Source organism: Streptomyces sp. NPDC047081, assembly GCF_040643775.1.
Taxonomy (GTDB): domain Bacteria; phylum Actinomycetota; class Actinomycetes; order Streptomycetales; family Streptomycetaceae; genus Streptomyces.
This window is the reverse complement of the sequence record NZ_JBEYUY010000022.1, coordinates 80643-99881: the sequence shown is the minus strand read 5'-3', so window position 1 is coordinate 99881 and position 19239 is coordinate 80643. Positions and strand designations below refer to the sequence as shown.

Annotated in this window: 20 protein-coding genes, 1 pseudogene and 1 riboswitch; of the genes and pseudogenes, 2 read left to right on the top strand and 19 right to left on the bottom strand. The window is 70.5% G+C overall.

Features of this window, described 5'->3' with window-relative positions; genetic code table 11:
• Window positions 1–8 precede the first annotated feature (8 nt).
• The 6 genes from ABZ848_RS33885 to ABZ848_RS33860 all read right to left on the bottom strand — a co-directional run bounded on the left by ABZ848_RS33885 (window position 9) and on the right by ABZ848_RS33860 (window position 6397).
• Window positions 9–806 (bottom strand): maleylpyruvate isomerase family mycothiol-dependent enzyme, encoded by a 798-nt coding sequence (locus tag ABZ848_RS33885; RefSeq protein ID WP_360838101.1) that lies wholly within the window; start codon window positions 804–806, stop codon window positions 9–11.
• Between the two features lie 10 nt (window positions 807–816).
• The gene (locus tag ABZ848_RS33880; protein ID WP_360838100.1) at window positions 817–1851 is read right to left on the bottom strand and encodes an ABC transporter ATP-binding protein; all 1035 of its coding nucleotides are present in this window, start codon (window positions 1849–1851) and stop codon (window positions 817–819) included.
• The gene (locus ABZ848_RS33875) at window positions 1852–3453 is read right to left on the bottom strand and encodes an iron ABC transporter permease (RefSeq protein ID WP_360838098.1); all 1602 of its coding nucleotides are present in this window, start codon (window positions 3451–3453) and stop codon (window positions 1852–1854) included.
• A 47-nt stretch (window positions 3454–3500) separates the two neighbouring features.
• Window positions 3501–4574 carry a thiamine ABC transporter substrate-binding protein gene (locus ABZ848_RS33870; protein WP_360838096.1) on the bottom strand — a complete coding sequence of 358 codons (1074 nt, stop codon included), beginning with the start codon at window positions 4572–4574 and terminating at the stop codon, window positions 3501–3503.
• Window positions 4571–4678, bottom strand: a riboswitch (TPP riboswitch). (Overlaps the previous gene by 4 nt.)
• Window positions 4679–4714: 36 nt before the next feature.
• A complete protein-coding gene (gene rlmN / locus ABZ848_RS33865; protein WP_360838094.1) occupies window positions 4715–5821 on the bottom strand; it encodes a 23S rRNA (adenine(2503)-C(2))-methyltransferase RlmN in 1107 nt (368 codons plus the stop codon).
• Window positions 5822–5860: 39 nt separating this feature from the next.
• Window positions 5861–6397, bottom strand: coding sequence for an NUDIX hydrolase (locus tag ABZ848_RS33860; protein ID WP_360838093.1), 537 nt, complete (start codon window positions 6395–6397; stop codon window positions 5861–5863).
• Window positions 6398–6546: 149 nt separating this feature from the next.
• Here ABZ848_RS33860 and ABZ848_RS33855 point away from each other — a divergent pair, with 149 nt between their 5' ends.
• A complete protein-coding gene (locus ABZ848_RS33855) occupies window positions 6547–6960 on the top strand; it encodes a hypothetical protein (protein ID WP_360838092.1) in 414 nt (137 codons plus the stop codon).
• A gap of 4 nt (window positions 6961–6964) precedes the next feature.
• On the opposite strand, the gene ABZ848_RS33850 is transcribed toward ABZ848_RS33855, so the two are convergent.
• From ABZ848_RS33850 to rpsB, 9 genes and pseudogenes are all read right to left on the bottom strand, one after another.
• A complete protein-coding gene (locus ABZ848_RS33850) occupies window positions 6965–7228 on the bottom strand; it encodes a hypothetical protein (RefSeq protein WP_360838091.1) in 264 nt (87 codons plus the stop codon).
• Window positions 7225–8361, bottom strand: a complete 1137-nt coding sequence (locus ABZ848_RS33845; protein WP_360838089.1) for a WXG100 family type VII secretion target — start codon at window positions 8359–8361, stop codon at window positions 7225–7227. Before ABZ848_RS33845 ends, ABZ848_RS33850 begins: the two co-directional genes overlap by 4 nt.
• Window positions 8358–8693: a type VII secretion target gene (locus tag ABZ848_RS33840; protein WP_360838088.1), complete on the bottom strand. Its 336-nt coding sequence runs from the start codon at window positions 8691–8693 to the stop codon at window positions 8358–8360. Before ABZ848_RS33840 ends, ABZ848_RS33845 begins: the two co-directional genes overlap by 4 nt.
• A gap of 148 nt (window positions 8694–8841) precedes the next feature.
• A pseudogene (locus ABZ848_RS33835) lies at window positions 8842–8931 on the bottom strand (phosphatidate cytidylyltransferase); the annotation flags it as partial.
• A gap of 93 nt (window positions 8932–9024) precedes the next feature.
• The gene (locus tag ABZ848_RS33830; protein WP_360838087.1) at window positions 9025–10173 is read right to left on the bottom strand and encodes a phosphatidate cytidylyltransferase; all 1149 of its coding nucleotides are present in this window, start codon (window positions 10171–10173) and stop codon (window positions 9025–9027) included.
• Window positions 10173–10730 (bottom strand): ribosome recycling factor, encoded by a 558-nt coding sequence (gene frr / locus ABZ848_RS33825; RefSeq protein ID WP_186286237.1) that lies wholly within the window; start codon window positions 10728–10730, stop codon window positions 10173–10175. The genes ABZ848_RS33830 and frr overlap by 1 nt, the downstream gene beginning before the upstream one ends.
• Window positions 10731–10877: 147 nt before the next feature.
• Window positions 10878–11636, bottom strand: coding sequence for a UMP kinase (gene pyrH, locus ABZ848_RS33820; RefSeq protein ID WP_360838084.1), 759 nt, complete (start codon window positions 11634–11636; stop codon window positions 10878–10880).
• A gap of 188 nt (window positions 11637–11824) precedes the next feature.
• The gene (gene tsf, locus ABZ848_RS33815) at window positions 11825–12661 is read right to left on the bottom strand and encodes a translation elongation factor Ts (protein WP_109495712.1); all 837 of its coding nucleotides are present in this window, start codon (window positions 12659–12661) and stop codon (window positions 11825–11827) included.
• A 133-nt stretch (window positions 12662–12794) separates the two neighbouring features.
• Window positions 12795–13718 carry a 30S ribosomal protein S2 gene (gene rpsB, locus ABZ848_RS33810; protein ID WP_360838082.1) on the bottom strand — a complete coding sequence of 308 codons (924 nt, stop codon included), beginning with the start codon at window positions 13716–13718 and terminating at the stop codon, window positions 12795–12797.
• 272 nt (window positions 13719–13990) lie between these two features.
• On the opposite strand from rpsB, the gene ABZ848_RS33805 reads away from it, so the two are divergent.
• Window positions 13991–14611 (top strand): M23 family metallopeptidase, encoded by a 621-nt coding sequence (locus ABZ848_RS33805; protein WP_360838081.1) that lies wholly within the window; start codon window positions 13991–13993, stop codon window positions 14609–14611.
• 143 nt (window positions 14612–14754) lie between these two features.
• Here the strand turns inward: ABZ848_RS33805 and ABZ848_RS33800 are convergent, their stop codons facing one another.
• From ABZ848_RS33800 to ABZ848_RS33785, 4 genes are all read right to left on the bottom strand, one after another.
• Window positions 14755–15312: a helix-turn-helix domain-containing protein gene (locus ABZ848_RS33800; protein WP_360838218.1), complete on the bottom strand. Its 558-nt coding sequence runs from the start codon at window positions 15310–15312 to the stop codon at window positions 14755–14757.
• Window positions 15313–15398: 86 nt separating this feature from the next.
• Complete coding sequence (gene whiG, locus ABZ848_RS33795) at window positions 15399–16241, bottom strand: RNA polymerase sigma factor WhiG (protein ID WP_242775634.1); 843 nt, start codon at window positions 16239–16241, stop codon at window positions 15399–15401.
• 251 nt (window positions 16242–16492) lie between these two features.
• Window positions 16493–17638 (bottom strand): DNA-processing protein DprA, encoded by a 1146-nt coding sequence (gene dprA / locus ABZ848_RS33790; RefSeq protein WP_360838078.1) that lies wholly within the window; start codon window positions 17636–17638, stop codon window positions 16493–16495.
• On the bottom strand, window positions 17635–19239 hold the full coding sequence (locus ABZ848_RS33785; RefSeq protein WP_360838077.1) for a YifB family Mg chelatase-like AAA ATPase: 1605 nt from the start codon (window positions 19237–19239) through the stop codon (window positions 17635–17637). Before ABZ848_RS33785 ends, dprA begins: the two co-directional genes overlap by 4 nt.

Here is a 19239-nt window from a genome sequence, read left to right as displayed (position 1 = left end):
ATCGTCGTTCAGCCGAAGGTCGCCCGCTCCAGCCAGAACTCCAGCAGCTCCCGCTCGCCGACGATCTCCAACTCCGGGCTGTCCAGCGGGAGTCGGCGGTAGAAGGCGAGCAGTACGGAGGTGAGCGGGCCGCGCAGGGCGACCGTCGCCTTCTCGTGGCCGCGGCGCCAGGCGATCCCGTCCTCGGTGAGTTCGATCAGCCACTCGGCGTTCAGCTCGGGCGGGGCGTCGGTGGCGTGCAGATGGATGCTGCGGCCGGACCCGCGCAGCTCCTGCTCGGCCTGGTGCGGGTCGGTCAGCTGGACGTACCGCACGATCTCCAGCCACTCGTCGATGGCGTCGGCGGCGATCCCGTGCGCCACCTCGTACGGCAGCCCCGCGGCGAGCGTGGCGTCGGCGCGGTGGATGATGATCTCGTGGGTCATCCGGCGGGCCCAGAACCCGGAGGTCTGCAGTCCGCCCCAGCTCCACACCTTCGCGTCGGGCCCGGCCTCGCGGAGTGCGTCCACGACCAGTTCGCCGGCCTCCGCCAGCCAGGCGTCGAGGGCCGCGGCGTCGCCCGTGACCTCGGGGCCGTCGCCGCGCGGCACCTGTTCGTCGGGGATGTTCTCCTGCGCCCGGGTGCGCACCAGCGTGCCCGACCAGCGCAGGGCGCCGCCCATGTGCAGCACGAGCTGCTCCAGCGTCCAGTCCGGGCAGGTCGGCACGGTCGCGGCCAGATCCGCGCCGCTCGTCACCACCGCCCTCAACTGCTGTACCTGGTGGACGATTTCGTCGACGTACCGATCGTGTGCGAGAAGCGTCATGCCCCTCAGCCTAGGGACGGACCTCCGGTTCGAGCACCACGATTTCGGCGGCGTCGAACTCCACCCCGACCGCGTCCCCGACCCCCGGCGCCTCCCGCAGCGCACAGGCCGCTTCCAGCCTCGGCGCGTCCTCCGGCTGCAGGTGTACGGCGACATGGGTGCCCTTGAAGGTGCGTGCGGCGACCGTGCAGCGCAGGCCCTCGTCGGCGGGGACGAGCCGTACGCCGGCGGGGCGGACGAGGATGGTGCGGGGGCCCTGGGGGGCGTACTCGGGGACCGGGACCTTGCCCCAGGGGGTGTCGGCGGCCTCTCCGGTCACCGTGCCCGCCACGACGTTGTCGAAGCCGAGGAAGCGGGCGACGAACTCGTCCGCCGGGCGCTGCCACACCTCAAGTGGCGTGCCCGACTGGGCGATTCGCCCGTCCCGCATCACCACGACCCGGTCGGCGAGCGCGAAGGCCTCGCCCTGGTCGTGTGTGACGGCGAGGACGGTCGTGCCCAACTGACCGAACAGCTCCCGGAGTTCGACCACGAGCCGCTCCCGCAGCGAACGGTCGAGCTGGCCGAGCGGTTCGTCGAGCATCAGCAGCCGGGGGCGGGGTGCGAGGGCGCGGGCGAGCGCCACCCGCTGCTGCTCGCCGCCGGAGAGCGAGGCGACGGCCCGGCGGGCGGCACCCGGAAGGCCGACGAGGTCCAGCAACTCCCGTACCCGCTCGTCCTGTTGGGGCCTGGACGCGCCGTGCATCCGCAGCCCGAAGGCGACGTTGCCGCCCACGTCCCGCTGCGGGAACAGCTGATGGTCCTGGAACATCAGGCCCACCTCGCGCTTGTGCGCGGGCACCCCGGCCTGGTCCCCGCCGTCGAGCAACACCCGCCCCGCGGACAGGGGTTGGAGCCCCGCCACCGCCCGCAGCAGCGTCGACTTGCCGCTGCCGCTCGGCCCGAGCACGCACACCACCTCGTGCTCGGCGACATCGAGGCCGACGGCGTCGAGCACGGCCCGCCCGCCGAAGCGGACGGTGGCGTCCTCAAGGCTCAGCAGCATCTAGAACTCCCCGGTCCGGTCGGTACGGAGCCGCTCAAGGACCAGCAGCGCCACCGCGCACACCACCATCAGAATCGTCGAAAGGGCCATCGCCTGGCCGTAGTTGAGGTCACCGGGCCGGCCGAGCAGCCGGGCCACGGCGACCGGCAGCGTCGGGTTGTCGGGCCGCGCGATGAACACGGTCGCCCCGAACTCCCCCAGCGACACCGCGAACGCGAACCCCGCCGCGACCAGCAGCGCCCGCCGCACCATCGGCAGATCGACCTCCCGCCACACCCGCCACGGCGAGGCCCCGAGGACGGCCGCGGCCTCCCTCAGCCGTCCGTCCACGGCCCGCAGCACGGGCAGCATGGTCCGTACGACGAAGGGGACGCCCACCAGCGCCTGCGCGAGCGGCACCAGGATCCAGGAGGACCTCAGGTCCAGCGGCGGCTCGTCGAGGGCGATCAGGAACCCGAAGCCGACGGTCACCGCGGAGACGCCCAGCGGCAGCATCAGCAGCGCGTCGAAGCCACGCACCAGCCGCCCGGCGTCCCGGCGCGCGAGGGCCGCGGCGGCGAGAGCGCCGATCAGCACGGCGATGGCGGTGGCGGCGAGGGCGTACTGGAGCGAGTTGCCGATCGCCTGGATCGGCGGGACGAGGAAGGTGCCGCCGTCCTCGTGGGTCAGCGCGCGGTAGTAGCCGAAGTCGGGGGCGTCCAGGGAGCGTTGGACGAGCACGGCGAGCGGCAGCAGGAGCAGTACGGCGACGGTGGCCAGGACTCCGGCGAGCAGCGCCCACTGCCCGGTCCCGCGCGGCCGTCGGGCCGTCGTGCCCGCGTCCACCAGGCGCAGGGCGGTCTCCCGCCGCCGTACCGTCCACGCGTGCACGGCGAGGATCGCGCCCACCGCCGCGAACTGGACGATGGTGAGGACGGCGGCCGTGGAGAGGTCGAAGATCTCGGAGGTCTGCCGGTAGATCTCGACTTCGAGCGTGGAGAAGGTCGGCCCGCCGAGGATCTGGACCACGCCGAAGGAGGTGAAGGTGAAGAGGAAGACCATGAGCGCGGCGGCGGCCACGGCGGGCGCGAGGGCCGGGAGCGTGACCTTGCGCCAGGCCTTCAGGGGCGAGGCTCCCAGCATCCGCGCGGCTTCCTCCTGCCGCGGGTCGAGCTGGGCCCACAGGCCGCCGACGGTCCGTACGACGACCGCGTAGTTGAAGAAGACGTGCGCCAGCAGGATGGCCCAGACGGTGGTGTCCAGCCGTACGCCCCACAGCTCGTCGAGCAGTCCCCCGCGCCCGAGGAGCGCCAGGAACGCCGTACCGACGACGACGGTCGGCAGCACGAACGGGACGGTGACGACGGCCCGCAGCACCTGCTTGCCCGGGAAGTCGAAGCGCGCGAAGACGTATGCGCCGGGGAGCGCGATCAGCAGCGTGAGCGCGGTGGAGGCGAGCGCCTGCCAGGTGGTGAACCAGAGCACGTGCCGGATGTCGTCCTGGGCGACGACATCGAGGATCCGCCCGAACTGCCAGGCCCCGTCGACCTTCAGCCCGCGCGCCACGATGGCCGCGACGGGCCAGGCGAAGAAGACGGCGAAGAACGCGACGGGCAGGGCCATGAGCCCGAGCCGTGCCGCGCTCCCGCCGTTCGCCTTCGGCGGTCGTGCTACTTCAGTACGAGTGACGTCCACGACTTGACCCACTGGTCACGGTTGTCGGCGATCTTGTCGGGCGCCATCGTCTCGGGGTCGGTGGCCGGCTTGCCGTACTTCTCGAACTCCGCCGGGACCGTCGCGCCCTCCCGCACCGGGTAGACGAACATGTTCAGCGGCATGTCCTCCTGGAACTCCTTGCCGACCAGGAAGTCGATGAAGGCCTTGCCGCCCTTGGTGTTCTGGGCGTTGCTGAGCAGTCCCGCGTACTCGATCTGCCGGAAGCAGGTCCCGTACGACACCCCGGTCGGCGCGGTCTTCGGTTTCGGGTCGCCGTAGATGACCTCGGCGGGCGGGGAGGAGGCGTAGGAGACGACGAGCGGCCGGTCGGCCTTGGCCTTCTTGCCGCCGGCGGACCCGGAGAACTCCTCGTTGTAGGCCTGCTCCCAGCCGTCGACGACCTTCACGCCGTTGGCCTTGAGCTTCTTCCAGTAGTCCTGCCAGCCGTCGTCCCCGTACTTCGCGGCGGTGCCGAGCAGGAAGCCGAGGCCGGGCGAGGAGGTGGAGGCGTTCTCGGTGACGAGGAGGTTCTTGTACTCGGGCTTGACGAGATCGTCGAACGACTGGGGCGGGGTCAGCTTGTGCGCGCTGAAGTACGCCTTGTCGTAGTTGACGCAGATGTCGCCGGAGTCGATGGGCGTGACCCGGTGCTTGTCCTGGTCGACGCGGAACTCGGACTTGATCTCGCCCGCGCCCTTCGCCTCGTACGACTGGAAGAGCCCGTTGTCGAGTGCCCGGGAGAGCAGGGTGTTGTCGACGCCGAAGAAGACGTCGCCCTGCGGGTTGTCCTTGGTGAGGATGGCCTTGTTGACGGCCTGTCCGGCGTCGCCGTCCTTGAGGACCCGGACCTTGTAGCCGGACTGCTTCTCGAAGTCCGCGAGGACGCTCTTGGAGACGGCCCAGGAGTCGTGGCTGACCAGCGTGACGGTCTTGGAGGAGGAGCCCTCGTCGCCGGACGAGGACCCGCACGCGGACAGCGTGACCAGGCCGAGGCCCACGACGGCAGCCCAGTACTTCTTGGTGTTCACGGTGATGACCGAACTTCCTACCCAGAATGACCTGGGCGAGGTTCAGAGGGTCTGCGGCCCGATTGCCGCACTCTCAGCGCTGTGGCGCTCCCCTGTCGGATACGAATGCCAGATATGAAGATGTACGTACGAACGTCAGACTACCGCTCGGTGGCGGCGAGCTGTCCACACGCCCCGTCGATCTCCTGACCGCGGGTGTCCCGGATGGTCACCGGAACGCCGTGCGCGGCGATGGCCTCGACGAACGCCTTCTCGTCCTCGGGCCGGGAGGCGGTCCACTTCGAGCCGGGCGTCGGGTTCAGCGGAATGAGATTGACGTGCACGGGCTTGCCCTTGAGCAGCCGCCCGAGCCGGTCACCGCGCCAGGCCTGGTCGTTGATGTCGCGAATGAGCGCGTACTCGATACTCAGCCGCCGCCCGCTCTTCTCCACGTACTCGAACCCGGCGTCGAGGACCTCGCGGACCTTCCACCTGGTGTTCACGGGGACGAGGGTGTCACGCAGCTCGTCGTCGGGGGCGTGCAGCGAGATGGCGAGCCGGCACTTGAAGCCCTCGTCGGCGAAGCGGTGGATGGCGGGGACGAGTCCGACGGTCGAGACGGTGATCCCGCGCTGCGAGAGGCCGAGGCCGTCAGGGGCTGGGTCGGTCAGCGCGCGGACGGCCCCGACGACCCGCTTGTAGTTGGCGAGGGGCTCGCCCATCCCCATGAAGACGATGTTGGAGAGCCGCGCGGGCCCGCCGGGCACTTCCCCGTCCCGGAGCGCCCGCATTCCGTCGACAATCTGATGGACGATCTCGGCGGTGGACAGATTCCGGTCCAGCCCCGCCTGCCCGGTGGCACAGAAGGGGCAGTTCATGCCACAGCCCGCCTGCGAGCTGATGCACATGGTCACCCGGTCCGGGTACCGCATCAGCACGGACTCGACGAGCGTCCCGTCGAACAGCCGCCACAGGGTCTTCCGCGTGGTCCCCTGGTCGGTCGCCAGATGCCGCACGACGGTCATCAGCTCGGGAAGCAGCGCCTCCTGCAGCTTGGGCCGGGCCGCGGCCGGGATGTCGGTCCACTCCGCGGGGTCGTGCGCGTACCGCGCGAAGTAGTGCTGCGACAGCTGCTTGGCACGAAACGGCTTCTCCCCGATCCCGGCGACGACGTCCTTGCGCTCGGCAGGCGTGAGATCGGCAAGATGCCGCGGCGGCTTCTGGGCTCCGCGGGGGGCGACGAAAGTAAGTTCTCCGGGCTTTGGCATGGCTGTACCAGTGTCGCAGATCGACACGGGTGACCTCTCCTACCGCCATTCCCAGTGGTGCGTGCGCACCGCCGCGTCACCGTGGCCGGGGGCCTCCTCCGTAGTGAAGGGGGTGCGGGGGAGGCCGTGGACGGTCGCGGTGACCGTGTACAGGTGGTAGCGGGACGGGAGGCCGGGGTACGACGGTGAGTCCGACTGCTCGACGGACAGGGACGGCGGGCTGTCCGCGACCGTGACGTCCTGCGGGTCCACCCGGAGTTCCTCGGCGAGGCAGCGGAGGGCCGCGGCGACCGGGGTCTCGCCGGGGAGCATCTTCTCCGTGGGCGGGGAGTTCCGGTCGCGTACCGCCCCGTCCGCCATGAGCTGGCGTACCTCCGTCAGGCGTCTTCCCGCCGTCTCGATCGTCACGCTCACCACCGCGACCTCCCGCAGCGGCGGGTCCGGCGACAGCCAGGTCTCGCCGGCGGCGATCTCCTCCCACAGGCGCCGGACCGACTTCGTGCCGTCGCGGCCCCAGGTGTCGTACGGGATGCCCTGGCCCGCGAGCCATTCCCGCAGGTCGTCCTCGCTGTCCACGTCCCCCGCCCTCCTTGTGGTGTAGCGGGCTACACCATCGATCCGGGTGAAGGTTCCCTCGTGGGCGCAGCCCCCTCGCCGGGATCGTAGACGGCACACGGGCACGCAGACACACCGTGCCGCCAGCGCCTCCAGGAGGGGACCGTTCCATGGCCGCCAACCGCCGTCGCCGACGTCGTATCGCCACTCTCGCCACCACCGTGGCAGCCGTCGCGCTGACCGCCGGACTCGTCACCGGCTGCGACCCCGACGACGTGGACAACTCGCTCGACTGCGTACGGAACTACGACGACATCGCCGACAGCCTGAAGGCCATCCACGAGGCCGGGTGGGACGCGGCGAAGGACCCCACGCAGACCGACGAGTCCATCGACACCATCGAGAAGAACCTCGACAAGATCAAGGACAAGAACGGCGACTCGGGCGACAGCAAGGTCGAGAAGGCCGTCGACGACCTCAACCAGGCCATCTCCGACTACAACAAGGCCGTACTGGACGGGGAGAAGCCGGACTCCAGCAAGATCGACAAGGCCGCGGACGAGCTGAAGAACGTCTGCACCTGACCGGTCAGAACAGCCAGACGCCGAACGCCACCACCGCGAGGCCGATCGCCAGGAAGACGCCCGCCGTGATCGCGAGCGGACGCAGTTGCGTGCGCCGGCGCGACGGGTCGAGGCCGCGCCAGGTGCTGCGGGCGGCGTACACCCCGGCGAAGGCGATCAAGCAGCCGATGATCACGGCCAGGAACCCGAAGAACTTGGCCCAGGTGTAAGGGTGGTTCGGGTTCGGGGTCCATACGGCGGCGAGGTAGCCGGTGCTGAGGAGGTTCACTCGTCGTTCTCGTGCTTCATCAGATCCTGTACGTCCGCCTCGATGCCGGAACCGGCCGCGTAGACCCCGGTGTTGAGGGTCGTGCCGACGGTGTTCTTGAAGGAGGCGTCCGCCAGCTTCCCCTGTTCGCTGAGGTTCTCGCCGCCGAGGCTGCCGTGTTCCTCCAGGGCGTGGTTGACGCCGTGGTTCTGGGCGTTGCCGAAGGCGCCGGTGGCGGCGTTGGTGAGGGCGTCCTGGCCGATGGTCGACGGGTCCTGGCCGGCGATGACGTCGGCGGTGAGGCCGCCCGCGACGTTGCCGGCGGCGCCGTTGACCGTCGTACCGAGAAGGCCGTCGCCACGGAGGATGTCGCCGGCCGTGCCGGTCAGGCGCGCGCCCGCCGTGCCGGCGACCGCGGTGAACGCCGCCGTGCCCGCCGCGGCCCGGCTGCCCGCGGTGAGGTCGGCGCCGACGGTGACCGGCTGGCCGTGGACGGCCTGGTTCACCATGAGGCTGCCGGAGTCGGCGACGAAGTTGGTGGTGAAGCTCTCCAGGCCCGTCTTGGTGAAGTCCGCCGTGATGCGGGCGACGGTCGTGAGGACCTTCTCCAGGGTGGCGGCGGTCTCCGCGCTCAGGCCCGCGAACTCCTCCAGGAGGGCGGACACCTTCTCGGCGGCCGACTCGAACAGCCGGACCAGGTCGACGATCTTCGCCACGCGCTCGGCCACGGCGGTGTTGGCGACGAGGTCGGAGAGGAAGCCGGTGAAGAAGGACAGCGCGGCGCCGGCGATCTCCATCTCGGCGATCTCGACGCAGATGTCGATGATCTCCTCGTTGATGCCGTCGATCTGCGTGGCGTAGTCGCGCAGGCCGTCGGCGACGTGGTGGAAGTTGTCGGCGACCTGAAGGACGACCTTGCGCTGCTCCTGCCAGTGCCTCTCGAACGCGTCCCGTGCCTCGCCGTGCCAGCCCTGCTTGTCGACGCCCGCGATCGCGACGTCCACGGCGTGTACGAGGTCGGTCAGCTCCTTGCCCATGGTGTCCCAGCTGTGGGCGACGGAGCGGAGGGTGGGGCCGTCGCCGCCGGGGAGTTCCACACCGCAGGCCTCAAGGATGTCCAGGACCTTGCCGTCGATCCAGCCGTTGACGCTCATGCCGGGCCTCCCCGGCGCCGGACGGCGGCGTTCAGGTAGTCGACGGCGGTCTGGTCGGAGTCCGTGTAGTTGGCCGCGTTGGCGCGCAGGCGGTCGCCGTGGCTGTTCAGGACGGTGGGGAGGTGGCCGAGCGCCTTGACGGTGTTGCTCAGCAGCTGCCCGTACTTCTGTGCCGCGCCGTCGCAGACACCGAGCAGGCCGAACGCCTGCCCGATCTCGGACGCACCCGCCGCGAAGCCCTCGATCGGCGCGGAGAGTCCCGTCGCCTCCCGGTCGAACTTGCCCGCGAGGTCCGTCAGCGTGGCCGGGTCCACCCCGAATTGCCCGCTCATCGCGCTCCCCTGTCGACTGCCTGGCCATCGCCAGCATGTCCGGGGAACACCCGTCCGGAAAGGATCTTTTACGCAGTCGGAGCAGGGCACTGACACACAATTTGCGTGCCTCTGGTCAAGTCAATGCCCTGATCCGTACGACGGCACGTCAGCCGCTGCCGACGAAGAGCACGAGCAGCAGCCACACCACGGGCGCCGTCGGCAGAAGGGAGTCCAGGCGGTCCATGCTGTGTCCATTTGCCGCTACCGCGGCGTGGCGCCATGGCCCGCTACGGTGGCCGACCTGCGTATATCAGTCCGCCACCACCGCAGCATGCAGCGGCGCCCGCTGTCAGCCAGACCCCACGAACAACACCAGCAGCAGCCACACCACAGGCGCCGTAGGCAGAAGGGAGTCCAGGCGGTCCATGATTCCGCCATGACCCGGGAGCAGCGTGCCCATGTCCTTGATGCCCAGGTCTCGCTTGATCATCGACTCGCCCAGGTCGCCCAGTGTGGCGCTGGCCGCGACCGCCAGGCCCAGGAGGAGGCCCTGCCACCAGGTGCCGTCGTCGATCAGGAACTGCATGCACAGCGCGCCCGCCACCATCGCGAACGTCACCGCGCCGACCAGGCCCTCGCGGGTCTTGCCGGGGCTGATGCGCGGCGCGAGCTTGTGGCTGCCGAAGCGCCAGCCGACGGCGTACGCGCCCGTGTCGCTGACCACCGTGAGGAGCAGGAAGGTCAGGACGCGCCAAGGGCCGTCCTCGGCGGTCAGCATCATCGCGACGAAGGTCGCCAGGAACGGCACGTAGAAAGCCGCGAAGACGCCCGCCGTGACGTCCTTGAGGTAGCCCTCGGGCGGTTCCGTCATCCGCCATACGAGGACGGCGAGCGCCGTGAGCGCCATGGCGACCCACGCGCCCTCGGCGCCCCGCACGTACCCGGCGACGACCATCGCCGCGCCGCCGAGTGCCAGCGGCACCAGGGGCGCCTTGATGCCCTTGCGCTCCTGCAGCCGACTGGTCAGCTCCCACAGGCCGACGACGACCGCGACCGCCACCACACCGACGAACGCGGCCTTGACGACGAACAGCGACGCGAGGATGACCGCACCGAGTCCGACGCCGACCCCTATGGCCGCGCCCAGGTCGCGCCCCGCGCTCTTCTTCTGCGGCGGGGGCGCCGGCTGTGGGGCGTCGGGCATGGGCTCCGGATTCTGCTGCACCGGCGGGTACGGCGGTGCCTGCTGCATGTCGTAAGGCTGCGCCTGCGGCGATTCGTCGCGGAACAAGGGGCCGCTCAGCCGAGCGGCCCCCCGGTCGTCATCCTGGTCACCGCCGTACGCGGGTACCTCGGGCACGATGGGCATGGGGCGAGTCTGCTGCGCCTCGGGCGCATCGTACGCGGGACCCGCCGGGGCAGCCCCCTGGACAGGCCCCTGGTCGGTCGGCCCCCAGTACCCGGTCTGTGGCGGCGCTCCCCAGGAAGAGTCGTTCATCAGACCTCGAGCAGCTCCGCTTCCTTGTGCTTGAGGAGTTCGTCCACCTGGGCCACGTACTTGTGGGTGGAGTCGTCGAGCTCCTTCTCGGCGCGGCGGCCCTCGTCCTCGCCGACCTCGCCGTCCTTGATGAGCTTGTCGATCGCGTCCTTGGCCTTGCGGCGCACCGAGCGGATGGACACGCGCGCGTCCTCGGCCTTGCCCTTGGCGACCTTGATGTAGTCGCGGCGGCGCTCCTCGGTCAGCTCGGGGAACACCACACGGATGATGTTGCCGTCGTTGCTCGGGTTGACGCCGAGGTCGGAGTCGCGAATGGCCTGCTCGATGTTGCGCAGGGCCGACTTGTCGAACGGGGTCACGACGGCCATGCGCGGCTCCGGCACGGAGAACGAAGCCAGCTGGTTGATCGGCGTCGGCGCGCCGTAGTAGTCGGCCACGATCTTGTTGAACATCGCCGGGTGCGCACGGCCGGTGCGGATCGCGGCGAAGTCCTCCTTGGCGACCACGACGGCCTTCTCCATCTTCTCCTCGGCCTCGAGGAGGGTCTCTTCGATCACCACTTGCTCCTGCGTGTCTTGAGTAGGCCCGGCTGCTGTTCCGTATGCGTGGGGGCGGCGGCCGGCTGCGTCGCGTCTTCTTCCTGCACGGTTCCCGACCTGCGGGACATTGTCCATCCCCCGGTCAGGGTCCGTAGGTGTTGCCTGTCAGTCCCGGCTGTCCTGGTCACCCACAAGCGTGCCGATCTTCTCACCCTTGACGGCGCGGGCGATATTGCCCTCGACCAGAAGCTCGAAGACGAGGATCGGCAGCTTGTTGTCACGGCACAGCGTGATGGCGGTGGCGTCGGCGACCTTGAGGTCGCGGGTGATGACCTCGCCGTAGCCGAGCGAGTCGAACTTGACGGCGTCCGGGTTGCGCTTGGGGTCGGAGTCGTAGACCCCGTCCACGCCGTTCTTGCCCATGAGCAGCGCCTCGGCGTCGATCTCCAGGGCGCGCTGGGCGGCGGTGGTGTCGGTGGAGAAGTACGGCATGCCCATACCGGCGCCGAAGATGACCACGCGGCCCTTCTCCAGGTGGCGCACGGCGCGCAGCGGGATGTACGGCTCGGCGACCTGGCCCATGGTGATGGCGGTCTGCACCCGGCTGTCGATGCCCTCCTTCTCCAGGAAGTCCTGGAGGGCGAGGCAGTTCATCACGGTGCCGAGCATGCCCATGTAGTCCGAGCGGGCCCGGTCCATGCCGCGCTGCTGGAGCTCGGCGCCGCGGAAGAAGTTGCCGCCGCCGATGACGACCGCGACCTGGGCGCCGTCGCGGACGACGGCGGCGATCTCGCGGGCGATCTTGTGCACCACGTCGGGGTCCACGCCCAGGCCCCCGCCACCGGAGAAGGCCTCACCGGACAGCTTCAGCAGATACCGGCCGCGCACTTTGCCGTCGTCGCTCTTCTGGGGCTTGGTGGTCATGGGGATCCCGCCTCTTTCACCTGTTGCACATACGAAGAAGGCCACTGCCGGTGGGGTGTCGTTCGCATCCCATGCTCGGCAATGGCCTCCTCGTCAGATCTGCTGTCGTCCGTCACGCGCGTGCGTGACGGCGTACCGGACGACTGCCCCCGACCCTATCGGGCCCGGGCGCCGATCGCGGTACGGACTCAGATGCCGACCTTGATGCGCGTGAAGCGCTTCAGGGTGACACCGGCCTCGTCCAGGACCTTCTGGACCGACTTCTTGTTGTCGAGCGCGTACGGCTGACCGAGCAGCGTGGCGTCCTTGAAGAAGCCGTTGAGGCGACCCTCGACGATCTTCGGCAGGGCGGCCTCGGGCTTGCCCTCGGCGCGGGTGGTCTCCTCGGCGACGCGGCGCTCGGACTCGACGACCTCGGCCGGCACGTCCTCCTTGGAGAGGTACTTCGGCGCGAAGGCGGCGATGTGCTGGGCGACGCCCTTGGCGAGGTCCGCGTCGGCCTTGTCCAGCTCGACCAGGACACCGATCTGCGGCGGCAGGTCGGGCATGGTGCGGTGCATGTACGCGAAGACGAAGCCGTCGGCGAACTGCGCGAAGCGGTCCAGGACGATCTTCTCGCCGAGGTTGGCGTTGGCCTCGTCCACGAACGCCTGGACGGTCTTGCCGGCCTCGATCTCGGAGGCGAGCAGGGCCTCGATGTCGGCCGGGGAGGTCGCGGCGACGTGCTGCGCGATCTGGTTGGCGACGGCCTGGAACTTCTCGCCCTTGGCGACGAAGTCCGTCTCGCACTTCAGCTCGACCAGGACACCGGAGGTGTTGTCGTCGGCGATGAGGGAGACCACGGCGCCGTTCTCGGCGGAGCGGCCCTCGCGCTTGGCGACGCCCTTCTGGCCCTTGATACGGAGCGCTTCGACGGCCTTGTCGACGTTGCCCTCGGCCTCGTCCAGCGCCTTCTTGCAGTCCATCATGCCGGCGCCGGTGAGCTCACGAAGCTTCTTGACGTCGGCGGCGGTGTAGTTCGCCATGAGTCGTTAAGTCTTTCTCGAAGTCGGAAGATCTACCCGGTCCACGAACCACATGTGGATGTGGAACGCGAACCTATGGGTGAACGGCGGGGGCGAACCGGATGTCGCCGCCCCCGCCGTCAACGCTGACTGATCAGGCCTGCTCGGCGTCCGCGGCCGGAGCCTCGGCGGCGGGAGCCTCAGCAGCCTCGGCGGGGGCCTCGGCAGCCGGGGTCTCCTCGGCGGCCGGAGCGGCCTCGGCAGCCGGAGCGGCCTCGGCGGCGGGAGCAGCCTCGTCGGCCTTCTTCTCGCCCTCGAGCAGGTCGCGCTCCCACTCGGCGAGCGGCTCGCCCGCGGCCTTCTCGCCCTTGTCACCGGTGGCGACGCGCGAGCGGCTGATGAGGCCCTCGGCGACGGCGTCGGCGATCACGCGGGTGAGCAGGGTGACGGAGCGGATCGCGTCGTCGTTGCCCGGGATCTTGTAGTCGACCTCGTCGGGGTCGCAGTTGGTGTCGAGGATGGCGACGACCGGGATGTTGAGCTTGCGGGCCTCGCCGACCGCGATGTGCTCCTTCTTGGTGTCCACGATCCAGACGGCGCTGGGCACCTTCTGCATCTCGCGGATACCGCCGAGGGTCTTCTCCAGCTTGGCCTTCTCGCGCGAGAGCACGAGAAGCTCCTTCTTGGTCAGACCCGAGGCCGCGACGTCCTCGAAGTCGATCTGCTCCAGCTCCTTGAGGCGCTGCAGACGCTTGTAGACGGTCGAGAAGTTGGTGAGCATGCCGCCCAGCCAGCGCTGGTTGACGTAGGGCATGCCGACGCGGGTGGCCTGCTCGGCGATGGCCTCCTGCGCCTGCTTCTTCGTGCCGACGAACATGACCGTGCCGCCGTGGGCGACGGTCTCCTTGACGAACTCGTAGGCGCGGTCGATGTACGACAGCGACTGGAGCAGGTCGATGATGTAGATGCCGTTGCGCTCGGTGAAGATGAAGCGCTTCATCTTCGGGTTCCAACGACGGGTCTGGTGACCGAAGTGGACGCCGCTCTCCAGCAGCTCCCGCATCGTGACGACGGCCATGGCCGTTCTCCTTGATTTTCTCGGTTGTACCGCGGGTGCCGGTGGGCACTCGCGCCTGACGCCCGCGTGCGCCGTGCCGCGAAGGACCGAGGGGCGCTGACAGGGGACCGTTGCCGGCCGCCGTGTCGGGGCGTGCGAAGTCGACCCGGTGACCCGGATCGCCAGAAGAAGTGTACGGGACCCGCGAGGTACCGGGTGACGCCGTTGTCCACAACCCGGCAGCGGTCCACAGGTACCGGCCATGATCGGCGCGGATACGGGACGGTTCTCGCATGCGAGTGATGCGAGAGAAGCGGTGTGTGCGGCCGGGGTGGACCCTGCTGCTGGGGCTGACACTGACGGTGCTGACCGTCCTGGCCGTCCTTGCCCCCGGGGCCCGGGCGGCCTGGGCGGACGGCCCACCGGCACCTCCGCCGCCCCCACCGACGGCACCGGGTCCACCGGTCCCCGCCGTCGCCGCCTTCTGGCCCGTCGGCACTCACCCATCGGTGTTACGAGGCTGGGAACCCCCGGCGACGGTCTACGGCCGCGGCCACCGGGGCGTCGACCTGGCGGCCCCGGCCGGAACCCCGGTACGGGCGGTGACGGCCGGCCGGGTCTACTTCGCGGGCCGGGTGGCGGGCCGGGGTGTGGTCTCCGTGGAACTGACGGGCACGGACCTGCGGACGACGTACGAGCCGGTGTCGGCCTCCGTGAAGAAGGGCGACGAGGTCGGTCCGGGCGAGGTGGTGGGCACGGTGGAGGCGACGGGCTCCCACTGCACGGTCACGTGCGTGCACTGGGGTCTGCTGAGAGGCGAGACGTACGTGGACCCCCTGTCCCTGCTCCCGCCGTGGCTGCTGAACAGGGGTCCGTCGAGACTGCTGCCGGTGCTGGGGGTACCGCTGCCGTGAGCGCCCTCTCGAAGCGGGCTGCAGTTCGGCAGCGCCCAAGGGGCGCGGGGCTGCATCAATGTGCGGCTCCGCCACGGGGCGCGACCAGCCACGACGGTCCCGCGGACGATCGACGGCCAATCGCGGCACTTCCAGCGAAGCGCCTAGCCCCGGACTCCCCGCAGTGCCATGGTCACGGCCGCCTCGGTGATCGCGGTCGGGTCCTCCGCCGCGCCCAGTTCGATGCGCCGTACGGCCGCGTCCACAACGCCCTGCAGCAGCATCGCGGCCAGCCGGGGCTCCGCGTGCCCCATCTCGCCCAGCGCCTCGACGATCATCGCGACGAGCCCGCCGTGCGCGGCCCGGATCTTCTCCCGGGCCCCCGCGTCCAGCTCGCTCGCGGAGATCGCCACGACGGCCCGGTGCCGGCGGTCCCCCACCAGCGCGAGCTGCCGGCGCACATACGCCTCGACCTTGCCCTCGGCCGTGTCCGCCCGCTCCATGGCGGCCTCGACCTCGGCGGCCCAGACGGGGAAGTCGACCTCGCACAGCTCCTCGACCACGGCCGCCCGTGACCGGAAGTACTCGTACACGGACGAGCGCGCGAGCCCCGTGCGCTCGGCGAGCGCCGGGAAGGTCAGCGCCTCCGTCCCGCCCTCGGACAGCAACGACCGAGCCGCGTCCAGCAGGGCGGCTCGCTGCATCGACCGGTGCTCGGCCACGGAGGCCGCTCGAATCCTTGGCACGTCAACCACTTTACGGACGCACCGGCGCCGACGGGAGGGACTCACCCCCACTCCGGCTCCGCTCAGCGTCCGAAACTCGCCAGCTTCGCCCGCAGCTGCAGCACCGACTTGGTGTGGATCTGGCTCACCCGGCTCTCGGTGACACCGAGCACGTTCCCGATCTCGGCGAGCGTGAGCCCCTCGTAGTAGTACAGCGTGACCACGGTCTTCTCCCGCTCGGGCAGGGTGTTGATCGCCCGCGCCAGGAAGCGTCTGAGCTCCCGGTCCTCGGCCACCTCCACGGGGTTGTCCGCGGCGGTGTCCTCCAGCGTGTCCATGAGGCTGAGCCGGTCCCCGCCCTCGCCCCCGACGTGCAGCAGCTCCTCCAGCGCCACCACGTTGGCCAGCGACAACTGGCTGAACACGGCGTGCAGTTCGTCCACCGGGATGCTCATCTCGGCGGCCACCTCCTGCTCCGACGGCGTGCGCCGCAGCCGCGCTTCCAGGGTCGCGTAGGCCCGCTCGACGTTCCGCGCCTTCTGCCGCACCGAACGCGGGATCCAGTCGAGGGCCCGCAGCTCGTCGATCATCGCGCCGCGGATCCGGGTGATCGCGTATGTCTCGAACTTGATCTCCCGGTCGACGTCGAACTTCTCGATCGCGTCGATCAGCCCGAACACCCCGGACGAGACGAAGTCGGCCTGCTCCACATTGGGCGGCAACCCGACGCTCACGCGCCCCGCTACGTACTTCACCAGCGGCGAGTAGTGCAGGATCAGCTGCTCCCGCAGCCGCTCGTCCCCCGTCGCCTTGTACGACCGCCACAGCTCGTCGAGCGTCGAGGGAGCGGGCGGCCGCACGCTGCCACCGTCGCGGGCGGCTGGGGGGATCGCCGCCCGGTCGGAGCCGGAGGTGTGCTGGGGCATTCGTCGCCTTGTGCCGTTCTGCCGTGAAGTGCGTGAAGGGGGAGATGTGGGTGGCTGTGCCGGAATCCACGTGAGCGTAGCGTGACTGGAGCGTCGCGGTGCGCGAAGGGAGGAGCGGGACGCGTACGCAGATACGTTCCTCAGGGCGCTCCACCGAGTCACGGCCGTCGCTGTGCGTGACCGCCCGGGGGCGCCAACTGCGGGTATTTCCACAGGTGTCAGGCTTCCCCCGGACGGCCGAACACGCTCGGTCAGCATCGGCCCCGGCCCCCGCGGACGGAGATCATCGTCTGGCGTGTCAACTTCCAGCCGTCGCCGTGTCGTTCGACGTAACCAAGTGATCGGAGCTCGTACAGTCTCGCGATCGCGTCGTCCCGCGTGGTCTGCGCGCCGCGGGCCACCGCGTCGGCCGTGGCCGCGCCACGTCCGGGCAGCGCGGCCAGCACCCGCCGGGCGTCGGGCTCCAGCAGGTCCGTCGGCAGGACGGGGCCGCGCCGCTGCGGGGCCAGTTCCCCGATGTCACCGACCAGTTCGACGACCTCGGCGGCGTCGCTGACGAGGACGGCGTCGCCGCGCAGGAGTTCGTGCACGCCTGCGGAGAGGCTGCTGGTGGCCGGGCCGGGTACCCCTATCGTGTGGCGTCCGAGCCGTTGTGCGGCGCGGGCGGTGACGAGGGAGCCGCTGCGGTGGGCGGCCTCGACGACCACGGTGCCTCTGGTGAGGGCGGCGATGACGCGGTTGCGGACGATGAACCGGCTGGGCGTCGGATGATCTCCGGGCGGCAACTCGCCGATGACCAGTCCCTGTTGCGCGATCCTGGTGATCAACTCGGTGTGGCCGCGCGGGTAGGGCCGGTCGACTCCGCAGGCCAGCACGGCGACGGTGGCCCCGCCGGCGCCGAGCGCGCCGCGGTGGGCGGCGCCGTCGACGCCGTAGGCTCCGCCGGAGACGACGACCCAGCCGCGCTCCGCGAGCCCTGCTCCCAGTGTGGCGGCCATGTGGGCGCCGTACTCGGTGCAGGCGCGGGCGCCCACGACGGCGACGGACCTGAGCGCCCACATCCGCAGGCTGGGCATTCCGCGCACCCACACCCCGAGCGGCCGCCCATCACCCAGATCGTCGAGCTGCCCCGGCCACTCCGAATCCCCCGGCACGACGAACCGCATCCCGGCGTCCCGGGCCACGGCGAGATCCGCCTCCGCGCGATCCTCGGACGCCCGGGCCAGCAACCCACCCCACCGCTTGTCGGTGACCCCGACGAGCTGCGGGCCGCCGGCCTTGAGACACCGCGCGACTTCCACGGCCCCGAGCTCCCGCACCCATCGGCCGCCGACCTCGTCGCCCGGCTCCAGGACCCGCCCGAGAAAAACCCGGGCGAGCCGTTCGTCGTCGGTCACGTGCCGATCCCCTCGAGGACGGCACCGCGCCGGACGCCCGTGCGCAGTTCCAAGGCCCAGTTCACATCGTTCGCCGAAGGCCGGTCACGGCCGCCCAGGTCGGCCAGGGTCCACGCGACCCGGAGCACACGGTCGAGGCCGCGCGCGGTCAGCAGGCCCCGGTCCAGGTCCTCCTCGGCCTTGCGCAGGGCACCAGGCTGCACGTGCCAGCGGGTGCGCAGCTCATGGCCGGGTACCTCACTGTTGGTCCGCCAGGGTGTGCCCTCGTAGCGCCTGGCCGCTCGTTCCCGCGCGATCTTGACGCGTTCGGCGACCATGGCGGTCGTCTCCGCTCCACTGTGGAGCTGGAGCAGTTCCGCCCTGGCCACCGGTTCGACCGTCACACGGAGGTCCACCCGGTCCATGAGGGGGCCGGACAGCCGAGCCCGGTACCGCTTGATCGAGGACGGCCGGCACTCACAGATGTCGTCGCCCCGGCCGTGCCGGCCGCAGGGACAGGGGTTGGCCGCCAGGACCATGAGGAACTTGGCGGGCATCCGCAGTATGCCGGCGGCCCGGGCGACCACGACGTGCCCCGACTCCAGTGGCTGGCGCAGGGCGTCCAGGACGCTGCTGTGGAACTCCGCGGCCTCGTCGAGGAACAGCACACCGTGGTGCGAGAGGGACACCGCCCCCGGCCGTGGGAACCCGTTCCCGCCCCCGACCAGCGAGGCCATGGTCGCCGAGTGGTGTGGCGCGCAGTACGGCGGCTTGTCGACGAGCGGGTGGCCGGGCGGCAGGACCCCCGCCACGGAATGGACCGCCGTGACCTCCAGCGACTCCTGCTGGCCGAGTTCCGGCAGCAACCCCGGCAGACGCTCGGCCAGCATCGTCTTTCCGGCGCCCGGCGGACCCTTGAAAAAGACGTGGTGCCGACCGGCGGCAGCCACTTCCAGGGCGGCCCGGGCCAGGTGCTGACCTGCCACTTCCTTCAGATCCGGGGTGTGCGCCCCGGGAGCCGTGCCGAGTCCCGTCCCGGGCAGCGCCAGGCCGGCGAGGAACGGGTCCGGGCGGATGTCCCCCGGGACGGGTTCCTCGTCCGGCACCGGCTCGTCAGTGAGAACCGCGATGAGCTGGCGCAGACTACGCACTCCGAGCACGGAGACGCCTGGCACCAGCGACGCCTCGGGTACGGCGCACTCGGGGACAACCACCTGCTCATAACCCGCGTCCGCCGCGGCGAGCACCGCCGGCAGGACGCCTCGTACCGCCCGGACCCGCCCGTCCAGGCCCAGTTCGCCGATCATCACGATGTCGGCGAGCACGCGCGGGTCGATCCGCTCCGCCGCCCCGAGGACCGCCGCGGCCACCGCGAGGTCGAAGCCGCTGCCGCTCTTCGGCACGGACGCGGGGCTCAGTCCGACCGTGAGCTTCTTCGACGGCCAGGTGGCCCCCGAATTCACCACAGCCGCCCGCACCCGATCCCGGCTCTCGCTCAGGCTCTTGTCCGGCAACCCCACCAGCGTGAACGCCGCCACCCCGGGCTCCAGGTCCGCCTGGACCTCCACCACCACGCCCTCGACGCCCACCAGCGCCACCGAGCACGTACGCGCGAACCCCAT

What these genes read in the sequence shown, in the direction of transcription:
- whiG (WP_242775634.1), bottom strand. Translation starts at nt 16,241, where the DNA reads ATGCCCCAGCACACCTCCGGCTCCGACCGGGCGGCGATCCCCCCAGCC.
- tsf (WP_109495712.1), bottom strand. Translation starts at nt 12,661, where the DNA reads ATGGCGAACTACACCGCCGCCGACGTCAAGAAGCTTCGTGAGCTCACC.
- rlmN (WP_360838094.1), bottom strand. Translation starts at nt 5,821, where the DNA reads ATGCCAAAGCCCGGAGAACTTACTTTCGTCGCCCCCCGCGGAGCCCAG.
- pyrH (WP_360838084.1), bottom strand. Translation starts at nt 11,636, where the DNA reads ATGACCACCAAGCCCCAGAAGAGCGACGACGGCAAAGTGCGCGGCCGG.
- ABZ848_RS33885 (WP_360838101.1), bottom strand. Translation starts at nt 806, where the DNA reads ATGACGCTTCTCGCACACGATCGGTACGTCGACGAAATCGTCCACCAG.
- ABZ848_RS33785 (WP_360838077.1), bottom strand. Translation starts at nt 19,239, where the DNA reads ATGGGGTTCGCGCGTACGTGCTCGGTGGCGCTGGTGGGCGTCGAGGGC.
- ABZ848_RS33830 (WP_360838087.1), bottom strand. Translation starts at nt 10,173, where the DNA reads ATGAACGACTCTTCCTGGGGAGCGCCGCCACAGACCGGGTACTGGGGG.
- rpsB (WP_360838082.1), bottom strand. Translation starts at nt 13,718, where the DNA reads ATGGCCGTCGTCACGATGCGGGAGCTGCTGGAGAGCGGCGTCCACTTC.
- ABZ848_RS33855 (WP_360838092.1), top strand. Translation starts at nt 6,547, where the DNA reads ATGGCCGCCAACCGCCGTCGCCGACGTCGTATCGCCACTCTCGCCACC.
- ABZ848_RS33880 (WP_360838100.1), bottom strand. Translation starts at nt 1,851, where the DNA reads ATGCTGCTGAGCCTTGAGGACGCCACCGTCCGCTTCGGCGGGCGGGCC.
- ABZ848_RS33875 (WP_360838098.1), bottom strand. Translation starts at nt 3,453, where the DNA reads ATGGCCCTGCCCGTCGCGTTCTTCGCCGTCTTCTTCGCCTGGCCCGTC.
- ABZ848_RS33805 (WP_360838081.1), top strand. Translation starts at nt 13,991, where the DNA reads ATGCGAGTGATGCGAGAGAAGCGGTGTGTGCGGCCGGGGTGGACCCTG.
- ABZ848_RS33845 (WP_360838089.1), bottom strand. Translation starts at nt 8,361, where the DNA reads ATGAGCGTCAACGGCTGGATCGACGGCAAGGTCCTGGACATCCTTGAG.
- ABZ848_RS33840 (WP_360838088.1), bottom strand. Translation starts at nt 8,693, where the DNA reads ATGAGCGGGCAATTCGGGGTGGACCCGGCCACGCTGACGGACCTCGCG.